The following is a 22,826-nucleotide window of genomic DNA, read 5'->3' as shown; positions in this document are numbered from 1 at the left end:
ACCTGGCGCTGATCAACTATGGCGACGCCTTGCTCTGGAAGCAGCTGCGCACCGCCGACTACGAAGACATCTTCTTCCCTGAAATCGGCAACATCGTTGCCACCAATGCCAAGGCGATCGGGCTGTCAGTCGCCTATAACGAAGTCAAGGGCGACGCGACCGCCAAGATCGTCAACGCCGTAGTCGATGCCGATGGCTTCGGGGCGGATCCCGGCGACGTGGTCGTCGAGGCGACCAACACCTCGCAGATCTGGGCCTATTCCACCAACACGGTCTCCGCCTCGGGCGGCAGTGGCATCGACGGCTCGGGCAAGGTGCTCGGGGCTTCCGGCCAGATCGTCACCAATGTCGTGCTCGGCAAGGCCGCGGCCTCGCTCGAGGCCTCGACCATCACCGCTGCCGGCGATGTCGACGTACTCGCCACCAACAACGCGGCGATCGACGCGCGGAATTACGCCTCCGCCGCTTCCGGTGCGACCGCGGTGGGCGTCACGCTCGCCTTCAACTCGGTGGGCTGGGCCCCGCAGAACATCCTGTTCAACACCATCGATACGCTGGTCGGCGCCAACTATATTTCCGACCTCGGCTTCGGCGGCAATATCGGTGCCGACGCGACGGCGACCATCGATGGCGGCACGGTCAATGCCGACGGCAAGATCACTGTCGCCGCCGTCAATACGGCGCAGATCAACTCGACCGTCTCCAACACCGCGCAGACCACCACCTCGGCGCTCTATGGCGCGTCGGGCGCTGCCTATGGCGTCGTGCTGTCGGGCAACAAGGTCAGCGGCAAGGCGACCGCCACGATCAAGAACGCCAAGACCGCGACCGGTAAGGACATCACCGCGGGCCAGGGTGTCGCCGTCACGGCGAAGGACCAGAGCGGCATCTATTCCAATACCAAGCTGGTGGCGGAAACCTCGGTCACCAATGACGCCGGCGTCGGCATCATCCAGGAGACCCTCAACGATGTGATGGGGGCGGACTACGACACCCAGCCCGATCCGGCTGGCACCAAGATCCGCGGCCTCAAGTACGGCGACCGCATCCGCCTCGACGACGCCTATGGCGATCCGACGATCGACATGTCATTCGGCACTCCGCCGACCAATGTGGCGATCAACGCCGGCGAGGTCATCCAGCTCGAGCCGGCGGCCGGCGAAGATGCCGGCCTCAAGTACCTGTATGTCGGCAGTGCGCCGTTCACCATCCCTGATGTCGACACCTTCAATTTCGCCACCTCGGCCAACTTCAAGCTGATCGGCGGCGACGCCGGCGCCATCTACACCTACATGGGCACCGCCGCGAGCGGCCAGAATACCGACCTGACCAAGCTCGACTTCACCGACCTCAACTACTGGAAGAAGGATCCGGTCACCGAGATCCTGCTGCACGACCTCAACCTGTCGGCGGCGCCGGCCAAGTCGATCGGCGCGCTGGTCGTGCTCAACGACGTGCGCGGCGGGGCCAGCGCCAGCATCAACAATGCCGAGGTTGAAGGCGGCGCCGGCAACGTGACCGTCAGCGCCGAAGAGACGGCGACCCTGCGCGCTATCGCCGACAGCGCCATTGCGGCCATCGGCGGCAGCTCGCTGCCCTCCAACGTCTCGTTTGCGCCCAACCCCAAGCCGGGCAAGGACGGCACCACCAAGCCGGCCAAGGACACGGTGCTGGCGATCAACGGCACGCTGGCGACCAACCTCGTGCAGTCCAGCGCCGTAGCCGAGATCGTCAATTCGACCGTCACCGGCCAGGGCAATGTCGCAGTCGATGCAGTGAACGACGCCCAGATCAACGCCAAGACGCTTGCCGCGGCTTCGACCAGCGGCGGCAATACCGCCGGCGTGGTGATGGCGTTCAACTCGGTCGGCTGGAACACCCAGAACGTCCTGTTCAACGGCATCGATGCGATCCTCGGCGACGATTTCCTCGCCGCCGACGCTTTCAACGGCAAGAATCCGGCGATCGCCAGCGCCAAGATCACCTCGAGCACCATCGACATCTCCGGCGACCTCAGCGTCACCGCCGACAACACCGCCATCATCGACGCCGAAGTCAGCAACGAGGCGACCTCGTCGACCACTTCGATCGCCGGCACCGATGGCAAGGCGCTGGGCTTCATCATCGCCAGCAACAAGGTGGCGGGCGGCGCAACCGCAACGATCGACAACAGCGCGGATACGGCGGCGGTCATCGAGGCCGACGACGTCACGGTGAAGGCCAGCGACGACGGCGAGATTCTCGCGGTCGGCAATATCAAGGCGATCGCCAAGATCAGCAACGACTACGGCATCAGCATTGCCACCAACGTCATCCAGTCGCTGATCGAGAGCTACAAATACACCACCAAGTCGGGCACGCAGACGCTCAACAACGGGGACCTGATCTATATCGGCGATGACTATTCTGTTGCAGCCGACCAAGGCAAGATTTTCAAGTATTCCGGCCCCGATGGAGTCGCGATCGACCTCAGCGGTGACATCACTACCAACGCTGCCTTCTCCGAGTTCAGCGTTTCGAAGGGCGTCGAGCTCATCAACTCCCTGACCTCCAACCTCGCCGGCGGCAAGGCCACCGGCGTTGGCGCCATGGCCATCCTCAACCTGGTCGAGGGTAACGCCGATGCGTTGGTCACCGGCACCAAGCTGACGCTGACCGGCGACCTCGACATCAAGTCCGAAAAGACCGGCCTGATCGACGCCGACCTCACGGCGCGCGTCGAGGTGACCGGCGGCACCAATGCCAAGTCGAGCTCGGTAGCGATCAACGCCGTGATCTCGACCAACAATGTGCTGGGCACCACCAGCGCCAAGCTGCTCGGCAGCACCGTCACCTCTGCCGACAACGTCTCGGTCATCGCCAACAACACCTCGACCATCGACGCCACGCTCGATGCCGACACCATCTCCAAGCAGACTTCGGTCGGGGTGACGCTCGCCTTCAACTCGGTGGGCGTGCAGAACCAGAACTTCCTGTTCAACACCGTCGATGCGCTGGTCGGCACCGACCTCGTCGATACCATCCAGGGGGCACCGCCGGTCGCCACCACGGCGCTCATCGACAACACCACGATCGATGCCAGCGGCGACCTCAATGTCGAGGCGCATGGCGACCAGGCCATCAACGCCGAAATCTCGAACTTCGTGCGCACCCTGCGCGGTGGTGGCGGCAACGCCATCAGCGTCGGCGCCGTTATCGCGCTGAACCGGGTCACCTCGACGGTCAACGCCACCATCAGCAACTCGAGTCAGGTCTATGCCGACGGCGACGTGGTGGTCGATGCCGACAACACCGCCAACATCACTTCCGAGGTTGTGCAGCCGGTGATCGCGCTGGCGGCTGACTTGTTCACCGGCGGTGGCACCAAGAGCTTCGCCATCAGCCTCGTGGTGTCGCGCAACATCATCCGCGCCGACATCGACGCGGCGATCGACGATGTCGACGATTTCGATGCCGGCTCGGTGACGGTCAGCGCCGACCAGGCGAGCACGATCGAGAGCATGGCCGCTGCGGCCGCGGTCGCCGGGGCGGTAGCGCTCAGCGGCGCCACGACCAGCGTCAGCGGCGGCGCCGCCATCTCCAATAACGCGCTGCTCGGCAGCGCCGAAGCAACGATCCTCGATTCCGACGTTTCTGCTCCGGCCGGTACCGTGCAAGTGCATGCCGGGAACGCCGCCGACATCGACGCCAAAGTGCTGGCGGCTGCTGTCGCGGTGTCCGGCAGCTTTGGTGGCGCCTCGAACGGCGTCGCCATCGGCGCGGCGCTGGCGTTCAACTATATCGGCTATACCGGTTCGATCACCCAGGTCGGCACCGCCACGCCGCTGAAGACCGAGGCGAGCGTCCGCAACTCGACGGTGTCGGGCAAGAAGGTCAAGGTCGACGGCAGCTCGACGGCGACCATCGACGCTACCGTCGCGGCCGCGGCCGTGGCGATCGGTGCGTCGTCATCCAATGCCAAGCAGTTCGGCATCGCCGGTGCGATCGTTGAAAACCGCATCGCCGCCGATACGACCGCCACCGTCGATGGTGGCGCCACCGGCGCATCGACCGTCACACTCGGCACCGACGGCCTCGAGGTCGGCGCCGTCAGCAACAACACCATCACAGCGATTGCGGCAGCAGGCAGCGTCACCGCAGCGCTTTCGGGCGGCAGCTCGGTCGCGGTGTCGATTGCAGCCGGCGTGGCGCTCAACGACATCAAAGGCACCACCAAGGCCCATGTCGAGGATACCACGGTCACCGGCACCGGCGGGGTCTCGGTCAAGGCCGAGGACCTTTCCAAAATCTCCGCGACTGCGGCGGCGGCGGCATTCACCCTCAGCGGCAGCCCGAGCAACGGCGTGTCGGTCAGCGGCGGCGGCGCCGGGGCCAGCAACGTCATCGCCACCGATGTGCTCGCCACCATTCTGACCTCGACCATCACCGTCGATGGCGGCGTGCTGGTTGATGCGCATTCGAAGCAAGATATCGACGCCACGATCATTGCCGCGGCGTTCGCGGTAGGCATCGGCGGTTCCAACGGCGTTGCGGTCGGCTTCGGTGTCTCGGTCGCCGAGAACCTGATCACCGGCGCCGCGGCAACACAGGCGCAGGTCAAGGCTCATATCAGCAGCAGCGATGTCACCTCGGGTGGGGCGGTCGAAGTCACCGCGCTTTCCGAAGGCAAGATCGACGCCACCGTTGTTGCGGCCTCGATGGCCATCGGTATCGGCGGCTCGGTGGGCGTGGCGCTCGGCGGCGCCGGCGCGGGCACTCACAATGCCATCACCGTCGCGACCTCGGCGCTGATCGACGGCGCGACCTCCGACATCATCGGCGACTCGATCAAGGTTTCCGCCGAGGACAAGTCCGATATCGAAGTGCTGACCGGCGCCGCCTCGGTGGCGCTGGCGGTCGGCTCGACCGGTGCCGGCATCGCGCTCGGCATCGCCGTGGCGCTCAACGAGATCAGTGCCGGCGTCACCGCTTCGGCGGCCGGCGTGGCGCAGCTCAAGACCAATTCGGGGAACCTGTCGGTCAACGCCAAGCGCGATGCGAAGATCAACGCCAAGGCCTATGCGGCATCCTTCGGTGCCGGCTTCGGCAGCGTCGGCGTCGCCGTCAGCGGCGCGGGTGCCGCGGCGCAGAACAAGATCGGTGGCGACGTGGTCGCCTCGATCGCCAGCGTGGCCAGCGTCGACGTCACCGGCAGCGTGCTGGTCGAGGCCGATTCCACCTCCAAGATCGATGCGGAGATCGCCGCGGTTGCCGTTTCGGTCGCCGCCGGCGCTACCGGTGTCGGCGTCGGCATCGGCATTTCGGTCGCCCTCAACACCATCGGCGATTGGGACGATGGCGGACTCACCTACCAGGAACTCATCGACACCGAAGATCCGCTGACCACCGCGGAGCTCACCAGCACGGCCGAGGTCAAGGCTTTCATCGACCAGTCCAAGGTCACCGCGACCGGCGCGGTCGATGTGAGCGCCATCTCCGACCAGACCATCGATGCGACGGTGGTCGCCGCGGCCGGCGCCCTGGCCGGCGGCTCGGTTGGCGTGGGTGTCTCCGCTGCGGGCGTTTACGTCGAGAACCTCATCGCCGTCGAAACTAGCGCCTATATCTCGGGCAAGGCTGCAGTCGGCAATACCGCCGCCACCAAGGCGGAGATCGATGCGGCCAGTGTCAGCATCACCGCCGAAAACACCTCCGATATCGAGGCGCTGGCCGGCGCAGCTTCACTTGCCGTCGGCATTGGCGCCACCGGCGTCGGGGTCAGCGTCGGTATCGCCATCGCCAAGAACACCATCGACGGTGGCGTCAGCGCCTATGCGACCGACGCCGATATCTCGGTGACCGACATCGTTGACCGGCCGAGCGGCTCCAATCCGCCCGCCGCAGCGACGCCTGGGACGATCCAGATCTCGGCCACGCTCGACAACACCATCGAAGCCACGTCCGCAGCGGCGGCTGTCGCCATCAGCGGTGGCGCCGTCGGCGTCTCGGTTTCCGGTGGCGGCGCGGTGGCGCTCAACACCGTGCTCGGCAGCGCCACCGCCTATGCCGCGGACAGCGTGCTCGATGCCGGCGGCGATATCGACGTTACAGCCGACAGTACCTCCGACATTGACGCCCAGGTCCTCGCGGTTGCGGGATCGGCGGCCTTTGGCGGCGTCGGCGTTGCGGCCTCGATCGGCGTCGGCATTGCCCGTAACAATATCGGCTACGTCACCAACGGCGCCGACCTCGCTCCGACTTACGATCCGATCGTCGTCAAGGCGTATCTCGAGGATACCGAAGTCGAGAGCTTCGGCGAACTGTCGCTCGAAGCCACCTCCAGCGAAACCATTGATGCCAAGGTGATCTCTGGCTCTGTGGCGATCGCCGCCGGCGGCGTTGGCGTCGCGGCGGCCGGCGCCGGCTCGGAAACCAGCAACCACGTCGGGGTGGAAACCTCGGCCTATATCTCCGGCGATGGCGCCGGCATCACGGCCGGTGACCTCAGCATCGCCGCCGACGACACCATCGACATGGAAGCCTATGCGGGCGCCGCGTCGATCGCTGGCGCGGCCGGCGTCTATGGCGGCGCGGCATCGATCGCTGTGACCGTGGCCGAGAACTTCAGCAAGTCGACTGTAAAGGCCTATATTGCGGACGCTGGCGCCGTGGTGGTCACCGGCACGGTGGCCAAGGACGCCCTGGGCTATTTCAATCGTCTCAAGGACGGGGTGGTGGCGACGCCCGACCCGCTGCAGTTCCAGCTCGCGACCGGTAAGGTCGAGATCGGTGCAACCAGCGATATTACGCTCGATGCCACGGCCGAACTCGCTTCGGTGGCGGTCAACCTCAGCATCGGCCCGACCTTGGCCGGCGGCGGCGCCAAGACCACCAACAACGTGGTCGCCGTGACCGACGCCTATATCAACCACAGCACCCTCAATGTGAACGGCGATATCGAAATCACCGCCGACACCGATGTCACGACGACCGCGGTCAATCGCGCGCTCACCGTGGCCGCCGGGCTGTTCAGCCTTGCGGTCTCGGGCCTCGATGCCGATACCGATATCGATATCGACAACACTGCCCGCACGTTCGGCACCTCAAGCATTGACGCTCGTGATGTAACGCTGCGCGCCACCGCGACGCCATCCGCCAGTGCGGAGACCGAGGCGGCCACCGGCGGCGTCCTCGCCGTCGGCGTTTCCAAGGCCGATGTCGATGTCGATGTGCTCTCGAAGACCGAAACGACCAACACCAGTTTCGCCGTTCGCGACCTGACGCTGCAGGCCGAGGAGGCGCGTGCCTCCGCCACGGCCAATACGGCCTATGCCTCGTCGCAGGGCATTGTCGGGGCGCTGATCGGCGCCGACGCCACCGTCACCAACGCCGACCATATCGGCGCCATCTCGGCGCTGCTCGGCGCCGGCACCTCGATCGTCGCTTCCGGCACCGTCGCCGCTACGGCGCGCGGCGACAACCGGCAGCGCGCCGCCTCCGACAGCGCCGCTTTCGGCCTCGTCGCCGCCGGCGCCACCAAGGCGACGGCAACGTCCACCTCGAGCACCAAGGCAGAAGTTGCCAACGGCATCAGCATCACCGCCGGCGATCTGGTGGTTCGTGCCAACGGCAATGACGACAACGCCTCGTCGGCCAGTCCCGGCGCCGGCGGTCTCGTCGGTATCGCCTCGGGCGAGGCCGACACCGTGGCGAACGTCGCCTCGGAAGCGAGGATCGGCACCAACGCCCAGATCACCCTGCTTGCCAATGCATCAACCGGCGCCACCGGTGCGCTGCGGCTGGCCTCCGACCAGAACACCCTCGCCAATAACGAGATCAAGACCAGCTCGTTCGGTGTGATCTCGGGCAACGGCACCTCGGCGACCAACGACGTCAATGCCAACAGCACGGCGCGCTTCGCCAACAGCGCCGATATCAGGGCCGCCAGCATCTCGGCCTCCGCTGTCAATCACTTCACCAAGGCGGATATCGGCACCAATGTCGACGGCATCTCGGCCGGCGCTATCAGCATCGCCGGCTCCGATATCCGCACCGACCTGTCGCTCAGGACGCTGACCATTGTCGAAGACAACGTCACGCTGACGGTGCAGAACGCCTCGCCCGATGCCGGTGGCATTTCGCTCTCGACCTTCAACGACATCTTCTATGCCGACACCGTCGCCTATAAGGGCGGTGGCGTGATCTCCGGCATCGGCGCCTCGAGCACGCTCGACACCAAGGATGACGCGGGCGACGACGACGACAATGGCAACGGTGTCGTCGGCACGGTGCAGATCGGCACCAACCCGGCAACGACCAGCAACTCAAACATCAAGATCAGCTCGACCGGCGACGTTCGCCTCGCCTCGAACAGTGAAGTCGACGCCACCATCAAGGTCAGCGTCGACAACTACGGCTTCCTCACCGCCTCGGCGGCGCAGAGCGTGCTCGAGATCAATCCGGTCCACAACATCACCATCGGCGGGGGCGCCGAGATCAAGGCGCTGCGCCACGTCCGCATGCTGACCGGCATGGACGAGAGCTTCACCCGCGACAGCTACAAGCTCGCGACCTATGCCGACACGCTAGCCGGCAGCGTCATTCCGCTCGATAAGGTGCGCAACGACAGCCTGCTGTTCATCACCAACCGCATCGACGTAATGGACGGTGCGACGGTGCTGTCGGGTGGCAATGTCGACGTCCTGGCCGACACCTTCGCGCTCGCCAATATCATCTCGCAGGGCAAGAGCCGGAACTGGGCCACCGCCGTCAGCGACGGCATCAACAGCGCGCTGGGCGGCGCCGAGACCTTCACCAGCAATGGCGGCTCGGAGGTGGATTCCGTCGTCAACGTGGACGGCACCATCCGCACCGGCCTTAACCGCGTCGTCAACGTGGTGATCGAGTCGGTCGGCGGAACGCAGGCCAACCCCACGGCGGTGATCACCGCAAAGGGTGCGGACGGCTCGGCGATCGACACCGTCACGGTGAAGCTGGTCAAAAAGCAGCTCACATCGAACTACGTCGACGAGCTGGTCAAGGCGCGCGTCGAATACGACAAGTATCGCGACGACGCCGTGGTGCGCGCCTTCTGGCAGGGCGAGATCAAGCGCCTGACCCGCGAACTCATCTTCCTCGGTCTCGCGGAACCGCCGCGGGACGATAACGGCAATGTCATCGTCGCGATCGACCCGGTCACCAACCAGCAGGTCGTCATCCCGGTGCTTCGCGAAGTGCTGACGATTGTCGTCGACCCGATCTTCGCTTCGGCCGGCCGGATTCACGTCATGGCCGATGTCCTGCAGGGCGATGGTACGCTCGATGCGCCCGGCGACGTGTCGGTCAGCATCGAGAACAAGACCCAGGCCTTCCTCGACATCAAGGGGATCACCATCCCCGAGAACAATGGCGGCGTGTTCCTCAACGGCCTGCAGAACGAGATCTCGGCCTCGACCAGCGAAGCCGTGGCCAACGGCAAGATCGACACGGCCAACGCCAGCAACGTCGCGACCAAGAACAACAAGGACGACACCGGCTTCGACCACACTTGGGTCGCCGGCGACGCCAATTTCGACATCACGCTCACGCCCGGCATCCGCACCGATGCCAGCATTCTGATCAAGAACAGCTGGCAGCGCAGCAGCACCGACCAGCCCTGGCCGGGGATTACCGTGTCGGGCGCCATCGACGCGATCACCAGCGATGTGATCATCGACAACTCGATCGGCTCGGGCGACATCACCATCAATGCCGAGATCGACGCCAATTCCGTCGACCTCAGGACCCAGGGCTATGTGCTGATCGACCTGCCGCCGGGCAGCGTCTACCACTCGGGCGGCAACCCCTACGAGGACTGGAAGGCCATCTCCACCGATGGTGGCGTCGGTGACATTACCTCGCCGGCCGCCGGCACCAACCTCGTGGCGCAGCCGCCCAAGCCGGGCATCACCGCCAACCGGGTGTCGATCACCGCCGAGTTCATCGACCTCAACGGGGTGATCACCAGCGGCAAGGAGGATTATGTCCTCAACCTCAACCAGGCGACGATCAACGAGATCGCCCTGATCGAGAAAGGCAAGCCGACCACCAAGCAGGTGCTGCTGAAGAGCGCCAGCACCGGCGCGTTCAACGCCTACTGGGACGTCGAGACCAAGAAGATCGTCATCGAGGAATTCCGCGTTCCTGGCGGCTCGATCACCATCACCGGCAACCTGCTCAATACCGGCAACGGCATCATCGAGGCGCTGGGCGGCTACGTCCACGTCAAGGTGGTCAACGACACCAATTATGACGTGGTGATCAGGCAGCTCGACGTGCGCGATCGTGGCGCCGGTACCATCCGGCTCAACGACAAGGCCAAGGCGACCAATGCCGACGGCTACAAGCAGACCTGGTATCAGGTGAACGACGACGGCACCGTCACGGTCCGCGAGAGCCAGTTCAAGCTGGAGACCACTCCGGGCTCCAGCGCCGCTGCTCCCGGCAAGCGCGCGTATGAAGAGATCGCCGCCAGCGTGGCCACCACCAACCATGTGGCGGGTGTGGATGGACCCTATCGCGAGACTTTCACCTACAAGCCGCAGGAAGGCTGGCGCTTCGGCTGGACGGTCGGCAAGGTCGTCGAGACCAAGGACACCAGCGTCTACACCACCTCGAAGTGGCTGGGCATCGATGCGTTCTCCCCGGACGCCTTCGACGCGTTGCCATCGGTAATCACCGTCATCGAGGGGCCCTCGCTGATCGACAACTCGATCTTCTTTTACCGTGACACCGTCGACGCCGCGAGCGCCACCGATGCGGACGCCGTCCACACCTATGAGTCCGACGAGTTCAACCTGGACGAACAGCGGTTCTACAAGGACCTGCCGACGATCAGCCACTGGTACGGCACCAAGGACTACCGCAAGCAGGAAGATATCCTGTCGACCGACCAGACCAACGGCCGGCACACCATCGAAGCCGACCGTCCGGTCACCATCCGCTTCACCGGTTATGAAGAGGCGCGGGTCGAGATCGACTCGAACGGCACCGGCAATGTGATCATCGAAGGCGGCATCCTCAACGAGACCGGCCTCACCAAGATCACCTCCGAGGGCAGCATCGACACCTCGCACGCACAATCCGTGGTGCAGGGCGTGCGCATCGAGCTCGACGCCAAGAACGATATCGGCGCCGACAACATGGCCAATGTCGGGGAAACCGGCGGCACGCTCACCAACATAAAGCCGATCAACATCGACCTGGTGGACAAGTATCCCCCGGGCTATTTCAAGACCGACACCTTTGCCCAGCTGACCGCCACGTCGCGGACCGGCGGCGTCTACCTCAACGAAATCTCGGGCGACATGTCGGTGGTCTCGGTGACCGCGTCGCAGGGCGACGTGGTGCTGGTGGCGCAGGCGGGTATCGTCGCCGCCGAAACCGCAGCCGGGGTGTTCGCCAACGGCCTCGTCACCGGCAATTCGATCGACCTGATTGCCGACCGCTATGTCTCGCAGGACCAGGGCCTGCCGGATGGCGCCGTCGGCGGCATCGGCAACGGTGCGGCACGGCCGCTGCAGATCAACTCCGGAGCGCTCGCCGAACACCGCGTCACCATCAAGGCGGTGGGCGACGTAGCGGTGCGCGAGACCGCCGGCGACCTTCGCCTGATCGCCGCCGAGACCCAGGGCAACGTCTACATCAAGGTGGATGCCGGCTCGCTGACCGACGCCGATTTCACCGTGCAGAAAGACCTGCGCAGCCGCGAGCAGCTGCTCGCCGGCATGTGGAAGGACCTGCAGCTCACCGTCGGCACCGGCGTCAACGAGAAGATCTCGGACACGCTCACCGGCTATGAGAGCTGGAAGCGGCAGGAGTATCAGGCCTATTGGCAGATGAAGGGTCAGTTCAACGGCACCTCCGTCAAGCTGACCGCGCTCGAGGTCGCCTATTTCCAGGGCCTCTACCCCAATCCGACGGACGCAGCCAGCCAGATCGCCACCCTTGAGGCATCGCGTACCCAACAATATCTGGCGCTTAAGGTTGTCTACGAAGGCTATGGCGATACTCAGCGCACCGATATCGATGCGGCCTATCAGCAGTATTGGGCCTACCGGACGGCGCAGCCCAACACCGCCGGGTCGATCACCATCACCGGCGCCGCGCTGACCGCCCTGCAGAACCAGCTGCGGACCGAAGCGCTGTTCAAGAATGCCAACCTTGCCACTCCGCTGAAGGATGCGGCCCTCGACGCCTATGTCACCGCGTTCATCGCGACCGGCGTCAGCGCGGAACAACTCCGGCAGACCAACGACTACCACGACCTGCACAAGATGTTCGGCAGGCTCGGGGAAACGGCGCAGACCTGGGACAAGACCGGGCCGAACTACAAGTACCTGTTCGCCGTTGGCACGGTGAAGGCCGACCTGACCGCTGGCGTGAAAGTCTGGACCGAGGACGAACTGCTGTTCGCCTTTGGCTCGGGCATCTTCAAGCCGGTCACCGACACCGAAACGGTGATCGAGGCCAACAATGTCGATACTGCCGGCAACCTGACCATCGACGCCAACAAGAATATCGGCAAGGTCGCCGACGCGCTGGTGATCACTCTGGGCGCCACGCCGGCCTCGCTGACCGAGGATGAGCGCGTCGCCATCGCCTCGGCCGAGCGGCAGGACATCGTGTTCGCCAAAAAGGTCGAGCAGGGTCTTGCTGTCAGCTTCGGCAACAACGCACTCGGCAAGGGCACGATCACGCGCCTTTCGGGCTCGTGGACCGGCTACAGCGTCAACGACTACATCTATGTCGGCGGCGAGACCACCAACGCCACCACCAAGGGCGGCTACTACCAGATCGCGGCGATCGACGGCGCGACGATCACCCTGGTGGGCAAAGCCGCTGCTGGGGTCGCGGAAGCCAAGCCGCAGCTTGGCGTCGAGGCCAACCGGACTGTTACCATCGCCAACGCGGTGCTCGATCCGCTCGCGGCGGCCAGTGGCGTCATCACCCATGTCATCGTCGCGCAGCGTGACGACGTCGATGTGGCGATCGATGGCGTGATCAACGCCAAGGCCGGCGGCTCGATCTACCTGGGCTCCGAGCAGCAGGTGAAGGTCGACAAGATCGAGGCCGGCGCCGCCGGCACGATCCGGCTGAAATCCAGTGCCTCGATCGTCAACGCACTGAGCGGCAGCGGAGTGAACTTCAAGGCCCTCGATATCGTGCTCGAAGCCGGCGATGGCGGCATTGGCGAGAGCAATGCCGTGACCGTCGAGATGTCGGCGGGCGGCAGCCTCATCGCCCGTGCCACCGAGGACGTGCGCATCACCGCGCCGACCTCCAACATGTATGTCGAAGCGATCTACTCGCGTTCGGGCGATGTCTACCTCTCCACCACGCTCGGCTCGATCCTCGATGCGCTCGGTACGGACGGCGAGAAGATCCGAGCCAACCATATCTCGCTCACCGCCGGCGGCAGCATCGGCACCGCCACCGACGCCGTCGAGATCGTGGTGACCGGCGCCTACAGCGGCGTCGCCACCAACGCAGACACCACCGGCACGGTGATCGCCACCGCAGCGGGCGACATCTCGCTCAATGCGGTCGAGCGCAACTTCAACGTGCGCAAGATTACCTCGACCGCCGGCAACGTGTATCTCGGCGCCGAGCTCGGCTCGATCCTCGACGCCGAGTACAACGCGCAGGGCACGCAGCTCGGCGCCGATATCATCGGCAACTCGGTCAGCTTGTCTGCCCGCATCGCCATCGGCCAGGCCGGCAACGAACTCGATATCGACAGCTCGAATCAGGCTGCCGGCAAAGTCCGCGCCTTCACCGATCTCGAGAGCATCTACCTCGCCGAGACCACCGGCGACCTCAACCTCGACCAGGTGGGAACGCCAACCGCTGACTCGGGGAGCACGCAGCCGCTCGCCTTCATCGTGGCGATGACCGGCAGCATCCTCAATGCGCGCGCCGACACCGAGACCGACAAGCGCAATATCGTATCGCGCCGCACATTCCTGTCGGCCAATCAGAATATCGGCAGCGCCAGCAAGTCGATCGTCACCGAGGTTGGTAACCTCGAAGGCACCGCGCTCAATGGCAGCACCTATGTCGCCAATCTCGGCGAACTGGTCGTCGGCGACGTCAACGTCAACAACAACGGCGTCAACGCCTTGAAGGGCGCCGTCTATATCAAGGCCTCGAGCCCCGTCATCGTCAAAGAGAACACCACAGCCAGCGGTGTCGTTGAGATCTGGGCCGAGGACGACAACGAGGCAAATGGCGGCGAGGACGCGCTGCCCGACGACATCACCGTCAAGGCCGGTGTGACGGTGCAATCCACCACCAGCGAAGTCCGCCTGCTGGCCGGCGACGACCTCCTGGTCGAGGGGCCGGTTGTTTCAGCCGATCCGCTGCTCGCCAAGCCCGCCGCGGTCATCAAGGCGGCGACACAGATCGTCATCAAGGTCGACTACCAGGTCTCTGGCTCCGACCCTGATGCGGAAGGCGGCACGGCCGACCTCAAGGGCATTTTCACCGCTCCGACCATCACGATCACCGGCGGTGCCCAGGACGATTCCGTCCTGTTCGACCTCGAGGCGCTCAACGGCAACACCTTCGTTTTCGGCGGCGCCGGCAACGACACCGTCACCGTCGACCAGCTGCCGTCGATGACCACCTACCAGGGCGTTGTCGATGCCGACGGCGTCTTCGGCAAGGACGGCACGGGCCGCGAACTGCGCGACGAGCTGACCATCGACGGCCAGGACGGCAGTGACCTCACGGTCGTCAACGTTCAGGGCACGACCTCGGACTACGTCATCAACGTGGTCGATACCGGCAGCAAGCTTGATGCCGGCGATGTGCTGCGCGTCGAGGGCACGGCTGTGGCCGATGTGTTCCTGATGCGCAGGAACATGATCGCCAATATGCACCGCACCGGCGCCGACACCTACGCCGACGCGTTCGAGCGGATCAACTACACCGCCGACATCAACGGCCGGGTCATCCTCAACGGCAACAACGGCGACGACGAGTTCTACTTCGACGACACCTCGGCGATCATGACCGTCGACGGCGGCGTCGGCAACGACCGCTTCCAGGTCGGGCAGGTCTTCGCTACGCCGCGCGATGCGGCAGCGATCGAATCGGTCGAGGACCGCTTCGAGACCGTAAAGCTCAGCTTCGATGCCTATCTGTCCAAGGGCATCAGCCTGCCGGCAGTGCTTTATGGCGGCGTCGGCAACGACCAGTTCGTGGTCTACTCCAACAAGGCCGATCTGCGGCTCGAGGGCGAGGACGGCAACGACGAGTTCATCATCCGCGCCTTTGCGCTCGCCGGCGCGGCGAACGTCAAGCTCAACGGCGGCACCGGCGACGATATCATCCAGTACAACGTCAACGCCCCGGTCGATATCGACGGCGGCGCCGGCTTCGACAAGATCGTCGTGCTCGGTACCGAACTCGCCGACAACTTCGTCATCACCAAGGACGGCGTCTATGGCGCCGGCCTGACGGTCCGGATCAGCAATGCCGAGGCGATGGAAGTCGACGGCCTCGAAGGCAACGACACCTTCTACGTGCTTTCGACCGCGGCCGACGTCGTCACCACGCTTATTGGCGGGCTCGGCTCGGATACCTTCAACGTCGCTGGCGATGTGACCAAGACGGTGGTTGCCGACAACCAGGGCGACGAGGGCTCGGTCACTCATACCGTCCAGAGCTCTGACCCGCGCTATAATGGTCTGTTCGTGCGCGGGCTCGATCTCACCGCCACCGGAACCTCGACCAATACCGTGGCGCTCAATGTGGGCAACGGGCTCGATGTGCTCGAAGACGGCGGCCTGGCGGCCGTCGACAGCTACACGCTGACCTTGCCGACGGCGCCTGTCGCCACCGTGTTCGTGACCATTTCGGCGGCCCAGGCTTCGGCCATGCTCACTGCCCGTCCGGGCGGCCCGGGCAAGACCGTGCTGGTCTCGCTCGACGGCATCACCTTCTCGGAATCCGTCACCGTCGCCTTTACCGGCGCCAACTATGCCGCCGGCGCGACCATCTACGTGAAGGCGGACTCCGACGGCGCCCATGAAGGCGAGAGCACGGTGGTGATCTCGCACTCGGTGATCAGCACCGGCGCGGACTACCAGAACTTCCTGATCCCGAACGTCGCGGTGCGCGTGCAGGACGACGACAAGCCGGCCGTGCTCATCACCGAGACGGGTGGCAACACCCAGGTATTCGAGAATGACCTCGCCGGGGATACCTACAAGATCAAGCTGAGCAAGCCGCCGGCAGCTGGCGAGGTCGTGACGGTGACGTTGACCACCGGCACCGGGCTCACCGCTTCGACCACGACGCTCAAGTTCGGCCTCGCCGCCGATGTCGGGCAGGGCATCCTGCTGTGGAGCGCCGAGCAGACGATCACTGTCACCGCGCTCAACGACGGCAACAACAACCGCTATGTGTCCGACGTCACTCACACCGTGACGAGCAGCCTCGTGGGCGGCGTTTACGCCAGCGTCGACACCGCTCGCGTGCGCGTCGAGGTGGTGGATACCAACACCCCGGGTGTCGAGATCATCGAAACCGACGGCTCGACCGTTGTGTCGCAGGCCGGCCAGACCGACACCTACCAGGTGGTGCTGACGGCGCCGCCGCTGCCGACGCCCGAGGAGCCTAACCCCTGGGTGCGCGTCAACATTCTCGTCACCGGCAAGGCCAAGCCCGTGCTGAGCGCTGACGTGCTGCAGGACGCGCAAGGTTACTACGTCCGCTTCACTGCGGCGAACTGGAACCAGCCGGTTACCGTCACGCTCGAATACAACGCTGCGGGCCTCGACTCGACCCAGAACATCAAGGTGTTCTCGCAGCAGCCGCATGACCTGGTCGCCATCCAGGGACCGCTGTTCATCGAAGGCGGCGTCGGACCGACCAACCGCTCGATCACCCGCGCCGTGGTGCTGCCAGGCGAAACCAACCCGGTGGTGGTGCGCGATATCGTCGACGACAACGTGCCGGATCTCGACCAGCTGGTGGTGTTTGCCGACACGGTGCAGGCCAACCAAACCGGTCAGCTCAGCCTCGATCACATCTCCGGCCTCAACATGCCCTCCGGTCCGCTCGTCGTGGACATGGGTGACGGCACCACGCAGAGCTTCGCCCGCGGCATCACCTATGGAAACATGGGCGTCGTCGAAGTGCTGCTCGGCAACGGCGCCGACACCTTCACCATCAAGAGCACCAACGAAGCGACGCTCACCGTCATCCATGGTGGCGGCAAGTCCGACACCATTACTGTGGATGCGGATGTCGACGCCGGTGGCGCGTCGCTGGTCCGCGGTCCGCTGGTGCTGTTTGGTGACACCTCGGCCAACGGCCTGCGCTACAGCGCGCTGCCCGGCGCGCCGAACGGTACCGCCTACCAGTTCACCGAATACGGCAATGACATCATCGATGCGACCGAAGCCAATGGCATCGTGGTGATCGATGGCGGCGCTGGTGTCGACACGCTCAAGGGCGGCGCGAAGACCAGCTTCATCGCCGGCGGTACCGGCAACGACCAGATCACCGGCGGCCTCGGCAGCAACTGGATCATCGGCGACAGCGCCTTCGACGTGAACTATGCGTTGCGCACGGTGATCATCGACGACAAGGCAACCTCCGCCGGTGCCGACACCATCACCGGCAGCGACACCAATGACGTGATCATCGGCGACCACGGCCTCATCACCCAGGCTGGCGTCATCGACGGGACCACCACTGCTCTCACCGAGGGCGTGCTCAACATGATGAGCGAGCGCGCCGTCATCGCCGTTCGCACCACCAATCCGACGGTGGGTGGCGACGACATCATCGATGCCAAGAAGGGCAAGAACATCGTCTTCGGCGGCAGCGGGGCCGACCAGGTCACCGGCACCGGCGGGACGGATATTCTGTTCGGCGACAATGGCATCGCCAAGTTCCTCAACGGCAAGCCCACTGAGATCGAAAGCACCGACCCGCTGCATGGCGGCATCGACACCATCAAGACCTATATCGGCGCGGCCGTGGTGGGGAACCTCCGCAACGTCGTGGTCGGCGGCTCGGCCGGTGACTTCATCGAAGTCGTCGCAGAGGCTGCGGCACCCACCCCCGGCAGTGCCGGCGACGTGGTGCTGGGCGACAATGGCTGGATCGTCTTCGACGCGAACGCGCAGGTGAAGTCGATCATCTCCAGCTTCGTCGATGATGGCGGCAAGGACGTGATCACCACCAGCGCCGGCAAGAACATCGTGATTGGCGGCGCCGACGAGGACGATATCACCTCGGGCGACGAGGCCGACACCATCCTCGGCGACAATGGCGCGGCGTTCTTTGCGGCCGGCATCGCCTTCCGCGTCGAGACCACCGCGACCAACAAGGGCGGCAAGGACACCATCCGCGCCGGCGCCGGCAAGAACATCGTCATGGGCGGCGCAGGCGGCGACATCATCACCGCCGGTACCGGCACCAGCACGATCCTCGGCGATAACGGCCTGGCGCTCTATTCGAGCCTGGGCGTCGCGCAGGTGGTGCAGACCATCGCGCCCGAGCACTACGGCAATGACGAGATCACCATCGTCGATGGCGATCACATCCTGATGGGCGGCTCGGGCGCCGACAAGATCACCGCCGGTAATGGCAACAGCGTTGTGGTGGGCGACAATGGCGTCGCCAACTTCGAGAACGGCTTGCTGGTGGCGCTGGTCAGTGAGAACACCATTTATGACGGGGCCGATATCATCAAGGTCGGCAACGGCTTCAACACCGTGATCGGTGGCGGCGCCGGGGACGACATCGACGTCAAGGATGGCACCAGCGTCGTCTTCGGTGACAGCGGCTACGCCAAGTTCCTCAACAACAAGGCGACGATGGCCTTCTCGCTGCAGCCCGACCTTGGCGGCATCGACAAAATCCGCGCCGGCAATGGCAATGCAGTGATCTTCGGTGGCGCGGCGGGCGATGACATCGCCAACGGCACCGGCAACAGCACGCTGTTCGGCGATGGCGGCCATGCCGAGTTCGTCGACGGCGTGGTGCAGGTCGCCTACTCGATCGCGCCCAGCGTCGGCGGCAAGGACACGATCGTTGCCGGCTCGGGCAAGAACCTGGTGTTCGGTGGCGCCGACGGCGACTCCCTCAAGGTCGGGACCGGCAATTCGGTGCTGTTCGGCGACAACGGCTATGCCGAGTTCGTCAATGGCGCGCTGAAGACCGCCTATGCCATCGACCCATCGACCGGCGGCGCCGATACGATTGAGACCGGTGACGGCGACCACGTCTCGATCGGTGGCGCCGACGGCGACACCATCACCACCGGCGCGGGCAGCGACATCGTCTTCGGCGACAATGCCAAGGTCGAGTTCACCGATATTGCCGGCGTCATGACGTTGACGCGCGCCTTCTCGATCGCGCCCAATGCGGGCGGCAACGACACCATCAGGACCAACGCCTCCAACGACATCGTCATCGGCGGCACAGGCGCCGACACCATCTACTCCGGCGCCGGTGATGACCGGGTGTTCGGCGATCACGCGCTGTTCGATATTGCCAACCCGGTCAACCAGCTGGTGATTTCCATCTACTCTGGTGCTGCCGATGGCGGTGGCGCCGACAAGATATGGGCCGAGGCCGGCAATGACATGGCCTATGGCCAGCAGGGTGACGACGAGATCCACGGCGGCGACGGCGACGACGACCTGGTCGGCGGCCACAACGTGGTCGGTGGCAGCGACGGCAACGACACCATCTACGGCGATACCGGCGAAGACGTCATCCTCGGTGACAACGGCGTCATCGGCCACACCATCACCGGCGGCACCAGCTGGAAGAACTACATCTTCAAGCTCAACCCGCCCATCACCGGCCGGACGCCGGCGCTCATGCGCGAGTTCGTGCTGTTCGACCATGCCGACAAGATCGGCGGCAACGACACGCTCTATGGCGGTGACGGCGAGGACCGCATCAACGGCCAGCGCGGCAACGACTTCATCTACGGCGAGGCCGGAGTCGACGAGATCGTCGGCGGTCTCGGCGCCGACGCTATCCAGGGCGGTGCCGACAATGACCTGATCCTCGGCGACGAGGGCCAGATCCTGCGGGCCCTCAACGCCGATGGCTCGGCCGTGCTCAACTCCAACGGCACCTGGCATCGCGACGTGGTGCTAGAGGAGGTGGCTGTTGTCGCGGGGCTGTTCGAGCTGCGCTCGAACCTCGCTGGCATCGACGCCACGACGGCTGGCAAGCTCCTCGGCTACGACGCCCTGCTGGTCGGCGGGCGCACCGCCGACGGGGTCGATGTCACCACCAACGGCGCCGGGCAGACGGTCGCCATCGGGGTATCGCTCGAGCCGGCCTATAATGACACCATCAACGGCAATGACGGCGACGACATCCTGTTCGGCCAGCGCGGCAACGATACGCTCAACGGTGATGCCGGCAACGACGTCATCTTCGGCGATCGCGCCAGCAACAACGCCGCCTTCGCCACCGACCTGCCGGGCATCGTCAACGCCTACCGGGTGATCGCGGCCGACGCCGCGCTCGGCCTGGCGCTGCCGCTGTTCGGCGAAGTGGTCGTCCCGGCGGTGAACCTGCTGCCGAGCGAGCTTACGCCGTACCAGCCGCAGCTCGACGTCTACCCCTATGCCGACGGCTTTGCCGGCGACATGGCGGGCCGCAACAAGCTCAAGGTGGGCTCCGGCAACGCAGCCTTCTCGATCCTTGCCGCGGTGCAGGGCGACGCCACCGGCGCGTCCGACATCTATGGTGATGACATCATCCATGGCGGCGACGGCGCCGATACGATCTTCGGCGACGATGGGCGCATCCGTGCCGACCAGGGCACCGGCTTTGCAACCATCGACGAGAACCTCGCAGGTCTCTCGGTGACGATGCAGAACCTCTTGACCAACCTCTCCTCGCTGGCCTTCGCCGAGAACGCCAATACCGGCGGGCCGCACACCGTGGTCACCATCGGCAAGGACGAGATCTACGGCGACGGCGGCAACGACACGGTGTTCGGCGATAGCGGCACCGTCGTGGTGCCGGCCCGCATGCTGGTGCTCGATGGCGCCAACGATCAGGCCGCGGTTCTCGCCATGAACGCCCAGGTGTTCCGCCTGCAGCGGGCGTTCGCCGACCTGTCCTATGTGGTGCATGCCGCAGGCACCAAGGTGATCGCCGATTACGTGACCAAAAACGGTATCCAGGGCAACTACAACTCCAAGAACGCGGTGCTCCGCCCGGCGACCCACACGCTTGAGATCGGCAACGACCTCATCGATGGTGGTGCCGGCATCGACATGCTGGTCGGCGACCACGGCGTCACCACCATCCCGTCGATCATGCTGACCCGCCCGACCCCGACCAAGACCTATACGGCGGCGGCCAAGGCGGCGATCGATGCAGCGCTGAAGACGCAGGACCAGACCCTGACCACCGCGCTCGATGCGCACCTGCGTGTCGACCACACCATCAATGCCTCGGCAAATTCAGGGGCTACATGGCTTTACGGCAACCAGATCGTCTACAAGCTGCGCATCGGCAACGATGAGATGCGCGGTGGCGCCGAGGACGACGTGATCATCGGTGATACCGGCCTGCTCGAGGTACCCGCCGTGTTCCAGGGCTATACGGCGACCCAGGCCAAATCCATCGCCGACAAGATCCAGGACTCGTTCCTCAAGACCATCGACGCCCTCTACATGGGCAATATCGGCAGCGCCACGGCGCTCGCCAATGCCTTCGGCGTGCAGACGACGCTCAGCCGCGGCAAACAGACCGACTGGTCGTCGAATGGCTCGATCCACAGCTGGCTGACCGACCTGGCCGATCCGCGTCAGGGCAAGAAGCCGGACATGGACCATATCCGGCTCAACGCCGACATCATCAACGGCAACGACGGCAACGACATCGTCATCGGCGACAATTCCTACGTCATGCCGGTGGTCAACGGGGCCGGCGCTGCCGGCGTCGGCAGCGCCATCCGCGTGCTGCCGATCGGCGAGCCTGGCGCCAGCCAGTCCTCTACCCTGCGTTACAGCTATGACTGGGGGATCCTGGGCAAGCTGCACCGCACCGGCGTCGCCGACGTCAACCTCAAGTCGATCTACAATATCGACACCGACAAGATTTATGGCGATGCCGGCAATGACGTGCTGTTCGGCCTGCAGGGCGACGACACCGTTGATGGTGGCCTCGGCGATGACACGGTGTCGGGCGGCAATGGCTATGACACGGTCGGTGGCGGTGCCGGCAACAACACGCTGGGATACGACCGTTCCCGCGACAAGGTTGTGCAGACCGCCGGAGCCAGGGACGCAATCAAGCAGACGGTCGACGCCAGCGCCAACAGCACGATCCTCGGACGCAGCTGGCTCTCGCCGATGTTCGACGGGCTGGCCAAGGACGTGAACCGGGCGGCGGCCACCGGCCTGCTGTTCGGCAACAATGCCGCCGCGGTCACCACGCCCACGCTGGCCGGCGGCGCCGTGCAGAAGACCATCGAAGCCAAGGTCCGTCCGCCGGTACGCGAGCCGTTCGTCTTCGTGCCCAGCGTCACTGCGCCGGCGTTCGAGCCGATCAACCTCGCGACCCGCGCGGTCGATGCCAAGTACCACTCGGCCCGGCCGCTCCCGGCTGATCTGATCACGCTGCTGAAGACCAGCAACATCGTGATTGAAGCCAATGACGAGGACGATCTGGACGAGCGGAGTGATCTCGATCACTGGCTCTACAACATCCTGACCGGTGATTTCGATCTGTTGCCGCCGGTGCTGGGGCGGTCCGGGGCGCTGGTGTTCGATGACGAAACCGGCGGCTTCATCCCGCTTGACGACTAG

The 22,826-nt window shown here is 65.0% G+C and carries 1 protein-coding gene (running past one end of the window); it reads left to right on the top strand.

Annotation, left to right across the window (positions count from 1 at the left end):
• Nucleotides 1–22,826, top strand: the 3' portion of a protein-coding gene (locus ACSQ23_RS05815; RefSeq protein ID WP_436090030.1) for an LEPR-XLL domain-containing protein. Its footprint begins 6,421 nt before the window's first position; 22,826 of the gene's 29,247 nt are visible here — the last part of the coding sequence; its start codon lies beyond the left edge, outside the window; the stop codon is at nt 22,824–22,826.

This window comes from Devosia sp. LjRoot16 (genome assembly GCF_964252795.1).
Classification (GTDB): Bacteria; Pseudomonadota; Alphaproteobacteria; order Rhizobiales; family Devosiaceae; genus Devosia_A.
This window is presented reverse-complemented; position numbering and strand designations above follow the sequence as displayed.